18 protein-coding genes are annotated in these 14,073 nt (G+C 40.3%); 5 read left to right on the top strand and 13 right to left on the bottom strand.

Going from position 1 to position 14,073, the window contains the following annotated elements; genetic code table 11:
* Window positions 1-23 precede the first annotated feature (23 nt).
* Complete coding sequence (recG, locus tag IM319_RS02025; protein WP_287734426.1) at window positions 24-2,492, top strand: ATP-dependent DNA helicase RecG; 2,469 nt, start codon at window positions 24-26, stop codon at window positions 2,490-2,492.
* Between the two features lie 533 nt (window positions 2,493-3,025).
* Here recG and IM319_RS02020 read toward each other — a convergent pair.
* The 5 genes from IM319_RS02020 to hcp form a co-directional block, all read right to left on the bottom strand.
* Window positions 3,026-3,574, bottom strand: coding sequence for an oxidoreductase (locus tag IM319_RS02020; RefSeq protein ID WP_002740992.1), 549 nt, complete (start codon window positions 3,572-3,574; stop codon window positions 3,026-3,028).
* A gap of 76 nt (window positions 3,575-3,650) precedes the next feature.
* Entirely contained in the window at window positions 3,651-4,112 is a 462-nt protein-coding gene (locus tag IM319_RS02015) for a hypothetical protein (RefSeq protein ID WP_158202136.1), read from the bottom strand.
* Between the two features lie 2 nt (window positions 4,113-4,114).
* Entirely contained in the window at window positions 4,115-4,510 is a 396-nt protein-coding gene (locus IM319_RS02010) for a hypothetical protein (protein ID WP_287684769.1), read from the bottom strand.
* A gap of 8 nt (window positions 4,511-4,518) precedes the next feature.
* A complete protein-coding gene (gene hoxU, locus IM319_RS02005; RefSeq protein ID WP_286824218.1) occupies window positions 4,519-5,235 on the bottom strand; it encodes a bidirectional hydrogenase complex protein HoxU in 717 nt (238 codons plus the stop codon).
* A gap of 84 nt (window positions 5,236-5,319) precedes the next feature.
* Complete coding sequence (gene hcp / locus IM319_RS02000) at window positions 5,320-6,948, bottom strand: hydroxylamine reductase (RefSeq protein ID WP_287684768.1); 1,629 nt, start codon at window positions 6,946-6,948, stop codon at window positions 5,320-5,322.
* A 431-nt stretch (window positions 6,949-7,379) separates the two neighbouring features.
* Between hcp and IM319_RS01995 the strand changes: the two genes are divergently transcribed.
* A complete protein-coding gene (locus IM319_RS01995) occupies window positions 7,380-7,583 on the top strand; it encodes a hypothetical protein (RefSeq protein WP_043999686.1) in 204 nt (67 codons plus the stop codon).
* 10 nt (window positions 7,584-7,593) lie between these two features.
* On the opposite strand, the gene IM319_RS01990 is transcribed toward IM319_RS01995, so the two are convergent.
* The 8 genes from IM319_RS01990 to IM319_RS01960 form a co-directional block, all read right to left on the bottom strand.
* Window positions 7,594-7,782, bottom strand: a complete 189-nt coding sequence (locus tag IM319_RS01990; protein WP_002780187.1) for a type II toxin-antitoxin system HicA family toxin — start codon at window positions 7,780-7,782, stop codon at window positions 7,594-7,596.
* Between the two features lies 1 nt (window position 7,783).
* The gene (locus tag IM319_RS01985) at window positions 7,784-8,002 is read right to left on the bottom strand and encodes a type II toxin-antitoxin system HicB family antitoxin (RefSeq protein ID WP_272076921.1); all 219 of its coding nucleotides are present in this window, start codon (window positions 8,000-8,002) and stop codon (window positions 7,784-7,786) included.
* 22 nt (window positions 8,003-8,024) lie between these two features.
* Window positions 8,025-8,126 carry a TPR end-of-group domain-containing protein gene (locus IM319_RS22685; RefSeq protein WP_409770630.1) on the bottom strand — a complete coding sequence of 34 codons (102 nt, stop codon included), beginning with the start codon at window positions 8,124-8,126 and terminating at the stop codon, window positions 8,025-8,027.
* 31 nt (window positions 8,127-8,157) lie between these two features.
* Window positions 8,158-8,535 (bottom strand): type II toxin-antitoxin system VapC family toxin, encoded by a 378-nt coding sequence (locus IM319_RS01980; RefSeq protein WP_287076717.1) that lies wholly within the window; start codon window positions 8,533-8,535, stop codon window positions 8,158-8,160.
* Window position 8,536: 1 nt separating this feature from the next.
* A complete protein-coding gene (locus IM319_RS01975; RefSeq protein ID WP_287734424.1) occupies window positions 8,537-8,785 on the bottom strand; it encodes a hypothetical protein in 249 nt (82 codons plus the stop codon).
* A 109-nt stretch (window positions 8,786-8,894) separates the two neighbouring features.
* Window positions 8,895-10,148 (bottom strand): tetratricopeptide repeat protein, encoded by a 1,254-nt coding sequence (locus tag IM319_RS01970; protein WP_287734441.1) that lies wholly within the window; start codon window positions 10,146-10,148, stop codon window positions 8,895-8,897.
* A 145-nt stretch (window positions 10,149-10,293) separates the two neighbouring features.
* Window positions 10,294-11,610 carry a P-loop NTPase fold protein gene (locus IM319_RS01965; RefSeq protein WP_287734423.1) on the bottom strand — a complete coding sequence of 439 codons (1,317 nt, stop codon included), beginning with the start codon at window positions 11,608-11,610 and terminating at the stop codon, window positions 10,294-10,296.
* Window positions 11,611-11,756: 146 nt separating this feature from the next.
* Window positions 11,757-12,752 carry a hypothetical protein gene (locus tag IM319_RS01960; protein WP_287684762.1) on the bottom strand — a complete coding sequence of 332 codons (996 nt, stop codon included), beginning with the start codon at window positions 12,750-12,752 and terminating at the stop codon, window positions 11,757-11,759.
* A 159-nt stretch (window positions 12,753-12,911) separates the two neighbouring features.
* Between IM319_RS01960 and IM319_RS01955 the strand changes: the two genes are divergently transcribed.
* The 3 genes from IM319_RS01955 (at window position 12,912) to IM319_RS01945 (ending at window position 13,765) form a co-directional block, all read left to right on the top strand.
* Window positions 12,912-13,202, top strand: a complete 291-nt coding sequence (locus IM319_RS01955) for a YiaA/YiaB family inner membrane protein (RefSeq protein WP_024970485.1) — start codon at window positions 12,912-12,914, stop codon at window positions 13,200-13,202.
* Window positions 13,203-13,272: 70 nt separating this feature from the next.
* Window positions 13,273-13,515, top strand: coding sequence for a hypothetical protein (locus IM319_RS01950; protein WP_287734422.1), 243 nt, complete (start codon window positions 13,273-13,275; stop codon window positions 13,513-13,515).
* 67 nt (window positions 13,516-13,582) lie between these two features.
* Entirely contained in the window at window positions 13,583-13,765 is a 183-nt protein-coding gene (locus IM319_RS01945) for a hypothetical protein (protein ID WP_287734420.1), read from the top strand.
* Window positions 13,766-14,073 lie beyond the last annotated feature (308 nt).

The following is a 14,073-nucleotide window of genomic DNA, read 5'->3' as shown; positions in this document are numbered from 1 at the left end:
AAATTTGGAGTCAAGAGGCAATTATGAAAGGGGAAATACCCGACTGGGTGAGATTACAAAAAGCCTTATCTGTGGAAGCGGAAAAAGGTTATCCAGATCTTCAGGGAAATCAGTACCGTTTTAGCGAGTTTTTGTGTCTTAGTTTCGGGGATAATCCTCCCGTGGGAATTTCCACCAGTGAGAGAAATCGCTGGCGAGAATTAGCCCAAAAATTTGCCCAATATTCCCAGTTTAATCCCAGACAAAGACAACAATTAGTCACCGAAACTCGCAATTTTTTGCAACAATTACGGCAAACTTTAGAAGCAACCCCCACCCCAAAAGAACCAGCTGCGGCGAAAATTATTAATACCACTCCCATCACGGCAAAGGCTATTTCTCCACGGCAAGTTACCCTCGAACAACCCTTGAAATATCTAGCGGAAGTGGGAGAGAGAAAAGCTGGTCTTTTAGAAAAATTAAACCTCCACAAAGTTGAAGATTTATTATATTATTATCCCCGGGATCATATTGATTACAGTCGTCAAGTCAATATCGCTAATTTAACCGAGGGGGAAACGGTAACTTTAGTGGGGAATGTCAAGCGCTGTAATTGTTTTAATAGCCCCAAAAATACCAAGTTAGCTATCTTTGAATTGCTCTTACAGGATCGCACTGGACAGATAAAATTAAACCGTTTTTATGCGGGAACTCGCTATACTAATCGTGCTTGGCAAGAAGGACAAAAAAAACTCTATCCCGTCGGTTCGGTGGTGGCAGTTAGTGGTTTAGTTAAAGCGGGAAAATATGGGTTAACTTTAGAAAATCCTGAATTTGAATTATTAGACAGTTCTGGGGCAAGTATTGAGTCCTTAAAAATCGGGCGTATCCTGCCGGTTTATCCCCTCACCGATGGAGTACCCGCCGACCTAATTAGAAAGGCTGTAGTCGCCGCTTTTGGGGCAGTAGAGGCGATAAAAGACCCCCTACCTTTTGGTCTCAGAAAACAATACGGATTAATCGATTTAAAAACAGCAATTACTAACATTCATTTCCCCAATAATGCCGAGATTCTCAGTCAAGCGCGACGGCGATTAGTCTTTGATGAATTCTTCTTTTTACAATTGGGTTTTCTGCGGCGGCGGCAACAGTATCGTCAGACACAGAAAAGTGCTGTTTTTAGTGCTAAGGGTCAACTAATTGATCGATTTAATCAGATAATTCCCTTTCAATTGACTAATGCTCAAAAACGAGTTATTGAGGAAATTTTAGAGGATTTAGATTCTAGCACCCCGATGAATCGTCTTGTGCAGGGGGATGTGGGTTCTGGCAAAACAATTGTCGGAGTTTATGCTATTTTAGCAGCCCTACAATCCGGTTATCAAGCGGCATTAATGGCTCCCACGGAAGTTTTAGCGGAACAACATTATCGTAAGTTAGTTAGCTGGTTTAATCTCTTACATTTACCCGTAGAATTATTAACTGGTTCCACAAAAACCGCTAAACGGCGAGAAATTCACGCCCAATTAGAGACAGGAGAATTACCACTTTTAGTGGGAACTCATGCCCTAATTCAAGATGCAGTTAATTTCCGCAAGTTGGGGTTAGTTGTTATTGATGAACAGCATCGCTTTGGGGTACAACAAAGGGCAAGATTATTAAGCAAAGGAGAGTCTGCCCACGTTTTAACCATGACAGCAACACCGATTCCCCGTACTTTAGCTTTAACCCTGCATGGGGATTTGGATGTGAGTCAAATTGACGAATTACCCCCCGGCAGACAACCGATTCAAACCACCGCTTTAAATGGGAATCAAAGAAGGGCTGCCTATGATTTAATTCGCCGTGAAATTGCCCAAGGCAGACAAGCTTATGTGATTTTTCCCTTGATTGAAGAATCGGAAAAATTAGATGTTAGAGCTGCGGTGGAAGAATATCAAAATTTATCAGAAAAGATTTTTCCTAATTTTAATATCGGGTTACTCCATGGTCGCATGAGTTCCGCCGAAAAAGAGGAAATCTTAACAGCTTTTCGCGATAATATTCTGCAAATTATTGTCTCAACTACAGTTATCGAAGTGGGGGTTGATGTTCCCAATGCCACGGTGATGTTAATTGAAAATGCCGAACGTTTTGGCCTGTCACAATTGCATCAATTACGGGGGCGCGTGGGCAGAGGCTCCCATCAATCCTACTGTTTACTTTTAAGTGGCAGTAATAGTGCTAATTCCCGTCAAAGATTAACGGTTTTGGAACAATCCCAAGACGGCTTTTTTATCTCGGAAATGGATATGCGATTTCGCGGTCCGGGGGAAGTTTTAGGACAACGACAATCGGGTTTACCAGATTTTGCCCTCGCTAGTTTAGTCGAGGATCAAGAGGTGTTAGTTTTGGCAAGAGATGCCGCCGAAAAAATTATGTTAGATGATCCCCATTTAATCACTTTGCCCAATTTGAAACAAGCCTTAGAAGCTAAATATCAACGGATGTTGGGAGCGGATATTTTAACTTGATTTAGGGGAGATGTTCAGTAAACAGTAATCAGTAAACAGTGATCAGTAAACAGTGATCAGTAATACTAAATCCAGTTATTAAAAACTGATTATTTATTCTCCGTTTTGCATGAGTGCCTCTCTTGATATGTAGCCCATACTCAACGGATTTAGTATTACTTCCGATTTTATCACTCAATCCAAGCCTTTGGGGGGTTCTACCCCCCAAACCCCCCGTTGGGGGCGTGGCGCCGCCCCCAAACCCCCCGCGCATTAGTTTTTCGGTGGGATGCTTACAGACGGCTGCTGACACATCTGTAATAATTTAAGAGTCACTCCACTTGCATGAGTGCCTCTTCTGATATGTAGCCTATACTCAGTGGATTTAGTATAATCAGTAAACAGTAAACAGTAAACAGCGAAAAGACAGGAGCAAACTGCCATTTGATGAGGCTCACTTAATACATACTGCTCACTCAAAACTCAAAACTCAAAACTCAAAACTCAAAACTTAAATCTGATAACTGATAACTGATAACTGATAACTGATTCAATTAACCAAATTTAATCATTTCTCGTCCTGCCATCACGGGTAATTCCCCTTTTAAAATCGGAATCAATGTCTCGCGAATTCTGTCCGCATCGGGGGGACAACCCGGCATAAAAATATCGATGGGAATGACTTGATGGACGGGCAGCACTTGATCTAATAATTCGGGAACGATACCGGGTTCTTCTGGTAGTTGAGGGGTGTTATCTCCTAACTCTAAATAAGCTCTTTTTAGCACGGGATCGGCAGTTCCTAACATATTCCGCATAGCGGGAACGTTAGCAGTCACGGCGCAATCACCAAAAGAAACGACGGTTTTGGTATTTTGGCGGACTAGATGAATTAGTTCTAAATTGTCCTGATTAGCGATCGCTCCTTCCACTAAACAGACATCGACATTTTCGGGATAGGTTTTCAGATCGCAGCCGACGGGACTATATACCACGTCAACTTTTTCGGCTAATTCTAACAGCCATTCATCCAAATCGAGGAAGGACATATGGCATCCCGAACAACCGGCTAACCAGACAGTAGCGAAGCGAATTTTACTCATAATTTTAATTCCTTGGTTGGTATTGTTGGCTGAGTTGCAATTTGGTCAAAAGGATCAAACGAAAAGAAATTCTCTTTTAAGCTATTTTTGCCTCCAGGATAAACTCTTGCATTTTTTCCTCAAAGAAAGGGGCTAAATCTAGATTTTTCCAGTCTTTAAGTAGCTCAAAAATAATCGCCTCTGATGCAAAATTTCCGGTATAAGAAATAAAAGAAAAAGGACGTTTGCTGAAATTGAGCAAACAGCTTAAAATCGTGCAATGGTCTTTCACTCCAAAACCAAGAGAACAGGTTTTATCTCGATCTTTTACTCGCCAATTATCAGCATTTTTGGCATAAATATCTAGGGCAACTAAAGCGGAATCCACCTCTCTAGAATATTTAATTAAGAGCGAATACAAAACCCTAGGCTCTTGACTGACATCAGACAAAATTTCAATTATCCGACAAGGAATACTAGAAAATTGCGCCGTCAAATTGGAGAGAGACTGACACATTTCTAGGGCTTGCAGAAATTGCGATTCGGGTGATGTGGTCATAATTATCTTGTTTGCTGAATTGAATCGGACCAAGGATATTGTTTTTGTGCCAGTAAATGCGCTTGTTGCTGCGAAAAGCCTCGATTAATCACTAAGTCAGATTCGTAGATTTCATGATTGAGAAACATCCGATCAAGATTATTCCCTTGAGCGCCAGCGAGTCTTCGCCAAGCTGCTACCATTAAACCTTCGGGAAAAAATTGATATCGAGACACTCCCGATCCAAAAGCATAATCCTTGGCGCGTTGAATATCGAGATACGATATTTCGTATTGGGTGGCAATCGCTAGGATATCTTGATTATTACCCATAATCTGATCATAGTCCTCCCTTACCTTGGCCGTTAGTTTCTTCTCGTAGATATCTAAATGCGCCCATCGATCACTATCACCCTCCATCGATTACTTTAACGCGTCCATTGGTGTTGAGTCCTAGCGTTAACTAAAAATTCCAACTTCGAGCGATCTTCCTCTTTTTCAGAAACGGCGGAACCCTTACGGAATATCGCCCCGGTTGGACAAGCGGCAACACATTTGCCGCAGGAAGTACAGGCAGAAACACTGCCCCAAGGCTGATCCATTCCCGCAATAATTTTATCTTTTTCGCCGCGATAAGCCAGATCCCAAACGTGCGCCCCTTCAATTTCATCGCAGACTCGCACACAACGGGTACAGAGAACACAACGATTATGATCGATACCGAAAAGAGGATGGGAAATATCCACTTCTCGCTTGGGAAAACGGTAGGGAAAACGACTATGATCCATACCCACTTCGATGGCTAAATCTTGTAATTCACAGTTACCATTAGCCACACAAACTGCACAAACGTGATTGCCTTCAGCGAATAATAATTCCACCGTCATGCGGCGATATTCTTTGAGTTTTGGGGTATCGGTATGAACCACCATTCCTTCCGCCACTTCCGTTACACAGGCGGGTAATAATTTATTAATACCTTCAATTTCTACCAAACATAAGCGACAGGCAGCCACTTCGGAAACCCCCTCGAGATGACAGAGGGCGGGAATTTTTATTCCTACCTGACTAGCTGCCGCGAGAACTCGCGAACCTGCTTCGATCGCTACATCTTTGCCATCAATGCTTAAAGTGATTACGGACATAAAAATTATTCTCCTTGAGGATAATATCCCTCTCCTTCCATAGGCCACGGTTTGCCACCAAAGGTGGGATTTTTACAGAAAGTTTTAACCTAGACAATCGGCTAAGTCTTTTGCGGGGGTGGTAATCGGCTGCAGGTGATAGGTATCGGCGAGGAATTTCAGGACGTTAGGGGAGATAAATGCCGGTAAAGTTGGTCCCAGACGGATATTTTGCATACCTAGATGCAGCAGGGTGAGCAGTACAGCGATCGCTTTTTGTTCGTACCAAGAGATAATTAGGGATAGGGGTATCTCGTTGACGCTAACGTTAAAAGCGTTGGCTAATCCTAGGGCGATTTTGATGGCACTATAGGCATCGTTACATTGTCCCACGTCCATTAGCCGGGGTAATCCTTCGATGCTACCTAATTGTTTGTCGAAAAAGCGGAATTTTCCGCAGGCAAGGGTTAAAACGATACAATCTTCGGGGACTTGTTCCACAAATTCGGTGTAGTAATTGCGATCGGGTTTTGCCCCATCGCAGCCACCAACTAGGAAGAAGTGACGGATTTTACCCTGTTTAAGGGCATCAACCACCGTATCAGCGACACTGAGGACGGTATTGTGGGCAAATCCTACCATTACCTGCCGAGGTTCGCTTATTTCAGTAAATCCGGGCAATGACAGTGCTTTAGCAATCACGGGACTAAAATCGATCGCACCGTCAACTGTTTCTAAGCGGTTAATATGGGCATAACCCACAGGTCCGAGGGTAAAGAGTTTACTTTCATAGTTTTCGTGGGGGGGCATGAGACAATTAGTAGTTAAAACTATTGCCCCCGGAAACTTAGCAAATTCTTTAGTTTGATTTTGCCAAGCGGTTCCATAATGACCGTAGAGATGGGGATATTTTTCTTTTAGTTTTGGATAACCGTGAGCGGGTAATAATTCTCCGTGGGTATAGACTGTTATGCCAGTATTGGCAGTTTGTGCCAGTAAAGCTGCCAATTGTTTAATATCATGGCCGGAGACTAAAATGGCTTTACCTAAACGCGGATTTAAGGGAACATTTGTCGGTATCGGATGACCGTAGGTTTCGGTATGACCTTGATCTAATAATTCCATGGCCCGCAGGTTTGCTGCCCCGACTTTTAGACAGATTGCCACCCAATCATTCAGGTTTAAATCCCCCCGATCAATTGCCGCTAAAGTCTCTTGGATAACCTGATAAACTGAGTCATCCTCTTGACCTAATTCCTGAGCGTGGAAAGTATAGGAAGCAAGACCTTTAACTCCGTAGATAGCGGTTAACTTTAGGGAAAAAATATCGATGTCCTGCACTTTTTCAATTAGTTCTAAGGATACTTCTTGACCTTGGCTAACTAGGCTCTCATTAAAATTAGGCTGATAGTTGGCAAGTGCAGACCAGTCCAGCGATCCCAATTGTGCTTTTAAATTTTCCCGAATCTCTAAACAACGCTGAATATAATCGGTAAAACGTCGTTGATCGAAGTTCACATTGGTCATGGTGGCGAAAAGCGACTCACAGGTAAAAATATCGGCTTCGCGAGTAGATATCGCCGCTTCTTTTGCTTTTAAAACTACCGATGCTAATCCCCGCAGACAATAAACTAATAAGTCTTGAACAGCGTTGACTTCGGGACTTTTTCCACAGGCTCCCCACTGATGGCAACCATTACCACTAGCGGTTTGTTCGCATTGTTCACAAAACATAAGTTTTCTCTCTTTTTTTCAGTAGATTGACAGATTGTTGCGATTTGTTCTACTAAGTTCAATCCCGCTTTTTTGAAAGTTATTTATTAGCCTTCACCCGGCAAGAATTATGGATTTTACGACTGGAAAGCTTGTCTTGACAGCCTCTCCTCTCTGAACTATGTTTTTATTCTCTCACTCTTTTTACCATTTGGGTTCTGATTTTAGATTTCCTCAAGAATTACCGATTAAACAATTATTTAGTTGTCTTATTAAATTAAGTATTTTTTGTGATTTTTATGATATAATGAGCAAAATTTTCGATTTTTAGGCGGTCAATTATACTAAATCCCTTGAGTATAGGCTACATATCAAGAGAGGCACTCATGCAAGAGGCAAAGGGGAGAATAAATAATCAGTTTTTGATAACCAGATTTAGTATAATTTCTGATATGTCAAATCAAGAAACTAAACCAGCATCTATTTCTCTGAATGCTAGGAAGCAATCTGTTGATTTTCCTCAAAACCCTGAACAGCCACTTCTAGTTGAAGAATTGGAATGGTCAGAAACCGAGGTCAAAGAATCTTATTATCACCTCCAACACCTTGAAAATGATTGGAATGCACCTAAAATAAATATTTATTACAAGCTTTAATCGAGGTGATTTAAAACTTTGCTTCTAGTCCAGCTTGTTTGCAAATGACATTGGCTGTTACTTTATCAATAGTACGGTGTCTTTTAATGGGAATAGTTTTTTCTCCATTGGTATAGATAGAGTGATTCCCGCCTTCCCTCAGAAGATAAAAACCATTTTCTTCAAAATATTTGATTAGATCTCTGCGTTTTACTGACATCTTAAATACTTAGATAAATTGATTCTAACAAGCATTCTTCTAGAGGAATCGGTTGGTTTTGTTGTTGATAGGCTAAAATCATTTCAAAGAGAGCATCTTTGAGCATTTCTCGACATTCTTCTAAGGTTGCTCCTTCGGTAATCACTTCTGGCCATTCTATCAGTTGTCCCATGTAACCAGAGGGAATTTTTGTATATTTAGCAGTATATTGATTGAGCATAGTTATCTCTTTTTTTATCTACTTAACTTAGCAATGATTGAAACCGCTCATCTCCCCGAATCTGCTCAAAATCCTTATCTGTTTTTGCCATATCTTGATATTCGGTATGGAGGTTGTCAGTCAGGAATTATTGCATCAATCATTTCTCTCCGATTCTAGCGATAAATATAGAAATCGCTATCTAAAGTTAACACAGAACTGCTTTCAATTAATTCAGTCATCCTCACCAAACAAGCATCAGCAAAAGACATGGGAACGGATTGATAACGCTGTCTTAACTCTCGGATGACTTTGACTTCATCATTTAGGCTAAAATCTATTTTAATTGTTCCCCGTTCAATTAAAGACATTATTGCATCTTCACTCCCATAAACATCTTGTAAAATAAAACAGGATTCAGTGATAACTGCCTCACAAGTTAATAAAGGTTTGGCAACTTTTTCCCATTGCTGAATTGCCCAATTGTGATAATTATCACTCCGGTCGAGAACGGCGACTAAGACCCCCGTATCTAGAATTACTCTTTTAAGCATATTAGACTAGATGCTTTTTTTTAAATTCCCTCTTTTTTAGGGATAAATCTCCTTTCCCACTGTCTAAACACCCCACTAAGTCTCCGGCTGATTCTAAAGCAGAAATTTCTCTTTCTTCCTCATGAATTGCTGTCTTATCTGCTTTAAGTTGCAAAAATTCAATAAACTCTATTACTTGTTGTTGTTGTTGTGGGTTGAGGGTTTGCAGTTTTTCTAAAATGGTTTGTTGGTTGGTGGTTGCCAGTGTCATAGCAATTGTTCTCCTGATAGGATAGAAAGTTGTGACTTAAGAGTTATTATACCCTAATTCTGATGATAGGATTGCTTTCGACTAGATAGTTATCTCTTTTTTTATTTACTTAACTTAGCAATGATTGAAACCGCTCATCTCCCCGAATCTGCTCAAAATCTTGATCCGTTTTCGCCATATCCTGATATTCGACATCAAGATTGATGGCGCGTTGTAAGTTTTCGATAGCTAATTCTACATTGTTTTGTAAGCCATAACAGCAAGCTTTATTGTAGTAAGTATTAGCATCATTTGAATTAATTTCTAAAGCTTGATCGTAAGATGCGATCGCTTCTTCATACCTTCCTAAGTTATCTAACGCATTCCCTCGGTTGTACCAAGCTTCATGCTTATCGGGTTTAATTTCTAAAGCTTGATCGTAAGATGCGATCGCTTCTTCATACCTTCCTAAGTCATCTAACGCACTCCCTCGGTTGTACCAAGCTTCATGAAAATCGGGTTTAATTTCTAAAGCTTGATCGTAAGATGCGATCGCTTCTTCAAATCTGCCTAAATTACCTAACGCAAACCCTCGGTTTGTCCAAGCTTCATGCTTATCGGGTTTAAATTCTAAAGCTTGATCGTAAGATGCGATCGCTTGTTCGTATTCTTTTCCCATTGCATGAATTAGGCCTTTTTTATGCCACAATTCAGATGTTTGAACAGGATCGAGAGATGGGGAATCGCTTAAATAGGCCTTAATTTCGGCTAACTTTTCCTGTCGTTGTTGGGGAGTGAATTGCTGATAGGTATCGAGATCGCCGTCTAAATAAACCAGTCTTCTAATTTCTCTTTCCAATATGTCCTTATCCGTCGGAAATTCATAAACTCCCGAATACCAATCAAAAAAATCCGACGCACGACGAATAAAATACCGCAAGGCAAATTCCGGCAATAAGAATACTAAAGTAAAGGGAAATTGCCGCTCAAATCGCTCACGGGATAGGTTTAAATAGCCTAAAATCTTAGGAACTCCGGCCCAGGTTCCTCCATAAACTGGACTTTGACTCGACAAGAAATAGCCTTGACTTTCCGCTTCTTCGTAGCGCAGTAGTGCATTTTCTAAACCTCGCACAAAAAGAATGTTTAGATTGGTATAATTTGGTAGATCGACAATTTTCTCATACAAATTATCGGTTTCTGAATCAAGTTGCAGGACTTGAATATTTTTATTGGGTAAATCTTGACTGATTCCCCGAATAATCTCATCAGCTTGCACGGGAGAACAGCGAACAAAGAGTAAATTAAAGCCATTTTTTCGTCTGAGCGATCGCAGTAATGCTTGATAGGATTCTGCTGCTGTTAGGGGTTGCTCTTCTAGCAATCCTTCAAAATCCGATTCCTGAGAGTTAGTTAAGGGTTTTACTTTTTGGTTTGTCATTATTATATGTAGCTGTATTCAGAGTTATGAGGTACAATGATTTTCTTACCTGTTCCCTGTTTCCCGCTCCCCATTCATAATTCATCATTCATAATTCATCATTAAACTCCTTAATTTCGGTAATTAAAGGATGCACATCATACCAACTTTTTAACTCTGCATCTGCATCAAAATAAGCATATTGTAAAACACAACGATTGAATAATAATTTACGATGAGCTTCATCATTTTGAATTTCGTTGGTACGATGTACCTTAGCCAGAATTTTCCACTGCTCGTGTTCTACTGTTCTCCGATAGACATCTCTAGCTTGGGTTATTGCTCTTTGAGCAGCTTTTGCGGTAATGGGTAAAGCATCCACATGATCTAAAGCGGTTTGCATTAATAAAATTAAGTTTCGTACATGACCTCCAGTCATTAAACATAATCGCTCCAGAACTTCTTGACTTTCAAAAATATCTGTTTCTAGCTTTTTCGTTGGTAAAAATTTCTGGGTTCTTTTCTCAATAATAGCCTTAATTTTTGCTATACCATCAGGATTAATAGTACGATCAGGATTGCGGAGCATAATCATCGGTAAAACCATCGGGTCATTATCATAAATATCGCGGAGATCATTGGCCCGATTAGAATAGGCCATTGAAATAGGTATAGTATAAATTAAATGACAATTTAACCCCTTTAATTGATCGGCTCGATCTAAAAAAATCTCATCATGATTAGTTTTATGATCTCGCCGATTTATTGGTACAATGCGATCTAAGTTATCAACAATTACCACTAATTTTTTTGAATCATCTAAGACAGTTTTACTATTATCAATAAACTCATTTAGTGCTGTTAACAGCGTAACAGTATGAGGATTAATTTTATTTCTTATTTCTTGTCTTTGACTGGGAATTGCCCGAATCGCCGCAGACAATTTACCAAAATATTTAATTAAATCCCCTGTTTCTAGTTTAACATCTTCAACTTTAATCTCTGTTAAAGCTAAATCAATTAAATCCTGCCAACGGGATTTTATCCAGTTTTTTAAGGGGGTTGAATTAGCCTGTTTTAGTTGTTCTAATAAATGGCGCGTACAGGCAATGAGAATATCTGTATATTGAGCATCTTCTGGATCGATATCATCTTCATCTGCCGCAAAATAAACAACAAAACAATTTTTTTGCTCTAGATATTTTTTCAGGCGCAATAATTCCGTGGATTTCCCCCCTCCTCGATGTCCTGTGTAGAGTTGATGGGTGTAGTCTGTTGGCAGCGCACGAATAATTTTTCTGCCTAAATCTAGACGGACATCGGCATCTGCTCTCACTGCTTTTAGATCTACATAAAAGGAACTATCGGCAGGTAAAGGAACTGGTTTAAAGGCATGAGCAAGATTAGCGATTAATTGTTCAGACATAGGCGACGATAGCTTGATTGATGTCATTATTATAACAATACTTATTTACAAGATGTTATACCAAATCCGCTTTTAATATTACGATGAACTCCCGATCGAACTTCAAAAACCCAGTTAGGGATTTTTCCCCCACTTCCCACTCCCGATTAAAATTGAATTTCACTCATATCTAGGGATAAAAAGCGATCGAGTCCTAAATACATCCAATAAATAGAGTTTGGGGATTCCTGAATAGTTTTTTGAAATCCCAAGGCTGCGGCTAATTTCTCATAATCGGGATGGATAATCAAGGTATGTAAATCGCAGAGATTAGGAAAATCTAAGGTCATTCTCTGGAGAGTTTTTTGGGCATCTTGCAGGAAGATTAAACGATATTTCTCTAAATAATTAGCATCAATCATCCAACTGCGAATAAATACCGAAAGACAATTTTCATCTCCCACGGATGCCATTTTAAAAGGATCCTGTTCGTTGATCGCACTTAGATGTAAACTCTTGTTAGGAGAGGTAAAAAAATTCGCTTCCGACTCGTTTGCAGTGGGATAGAGGAGATAAAAACCGACGGGATTAAGATTATCTACCCGACGCAAAACTCGCATACCTGTAGTGTAATCTTTTGCCCAACCCCGCAACAGACGAGAAATGCGATGGGGAATTGCTTCAGCATTGCGATTCATCCAGTTATAATTGCCTGTCAGCAAGTTAGCCACAGGAATCGCATCACAACGGGGATTAAATTGATCTAATTGCAATTCTACAGATGATTCTGAGCTATCAGGCTCTAAAATCCCCGCAATTGGTTTGATTTTAACTCTGGTTGTGTTGCCGTCAAAAAATTTTTCAATTAAACCAAGGGCTGCTAATTTATCTAACATCATACCAGCAGAGCGATCGCTGCCCTGGTCCTGATCCTGATAAAATAAATCCGATGCTTGTCGATGGGTACAGATAATGGCAGTGGTGGGAAAAATTAACTGGGATAAAGGGGGTTTTACCTGTCCCTCGTTGGCGATCGCATAAATCCAGAGACGCAGAAAACAAGTGGCACGCACCCGGGTTAATCCTACTTTCCCCACCAAGCGATCGATCATCTGTTCTTGTTTTTCCCAAGAATACCAAATTTTCAGATGTTTAATCTCCATCTTTTTGGTCCTAGATTGTAACAACGATTATACTTCATACTTCACCCCACTTCACCCTAATTCCCCCCAGTTCTCAACCCTCCCCCGACTAGATAGCGCTCATTGTTGTTGCATCCTTAGAACAGACAGAATGGGTGCAGAAACGTTTAGGAGGCAATTATGAACGATAAAAAATACGGTACTGCTCCCAGTCATACTCAAGCGTGGATTTTTCAAACTTGGTTATCTTTTATTGTCTCTATTTCTGCCACTTCTTTAGGGGTTGTTTATCTGCCAGTAGATCCGTGGATTAAAGGTTATTTAGGCATGGGTTTACTATTTACCGTCGGTTCCACCATTAATTTATCAAAAACTGTCCGCGATGTCGAAGAATCTAAACGCTTAATTAATCGCATTGATGAAGTAAAGTTAGAACGGATATTGACTCAGTACGATCCTTATAAGGATTAGGTTTTCCCAGTTATTGGTTATCAGTTTTTTCGATTATTCTCACCCTTTTTTATGACTTAGGAGAGTTTATATGCTATTTACAACTAATCTAATCAGTGTGACCAAAGGAATAATTTCTCTTTTACAAAATCCCGATAATACGCTGTCTGTATATGACATTGAAGATGGCTTAAAAGAGAGTTGTTTACAGCGATTATCTTTGCAATATGTTAAAAGCGATCGGGAGCATCTCACCTTTGTAACTCCTAAATTAAGTTTTATGTCAAGCTATTTTGAAAGCCTTGCTAGAAGACAGTTTCATCGACAAGTATAATTACTCACTTGCAAAAATGAGATGCCTCCTCCCTAATAAATAAACAAACCAATAGATACTTGAGGCAATGATGATTGCAGAATTAAATATCCGGTTAGAAGCCCACGAAAAAACAACCGCAGAGATAAGGGTACGGAAAGAAGATATCGACCAGCAGTCGGCCGAGTTTAACCAATGGATGACCAGAATCAAAGCAAGGCTGGAGGCAATCGCAGGCAAGATCGAACGGGCCAAAAACAACACCAAGTAGAGCGAACGCAAAGCGCTCGCTACGCCAGATCGCATTCTCTCGCTCAAAGGAAAAGGTGCTTCAATGTCGGCAAATCGATCGCTTCGACCAACTAACCGAACATAACCCCAGCTTATCAATGACATAAGTAACAATATCGTCAAACCCCTTTACAAACCGATACAAACTCTCTAAGATAGAGACATCATCAATCAATCGTACCTCGACAACTTAATAGGAATCATAAACCAATGACCACCACTCTACAACAGCGCGAAAGCGCCTCCCTGTGGGAGCAGTTCTGTCAGTGGATCACCAGCACCAACAAC

The sequence above is a fragment of the Microcystis sp. M113S1 genome (assembly GCF_020246945.1).
Taxonomy (GTDB): domain Bacteria; phylum Cyanobacteriota; class Cyanobacteriia; order Cyanobacteriales; family Microcystaceae; genus Microcystis.
Note: the sequence above shows the minus strand (reverse complement) of the source record. Positions and strands in the feature narration are given on the sequence as shown.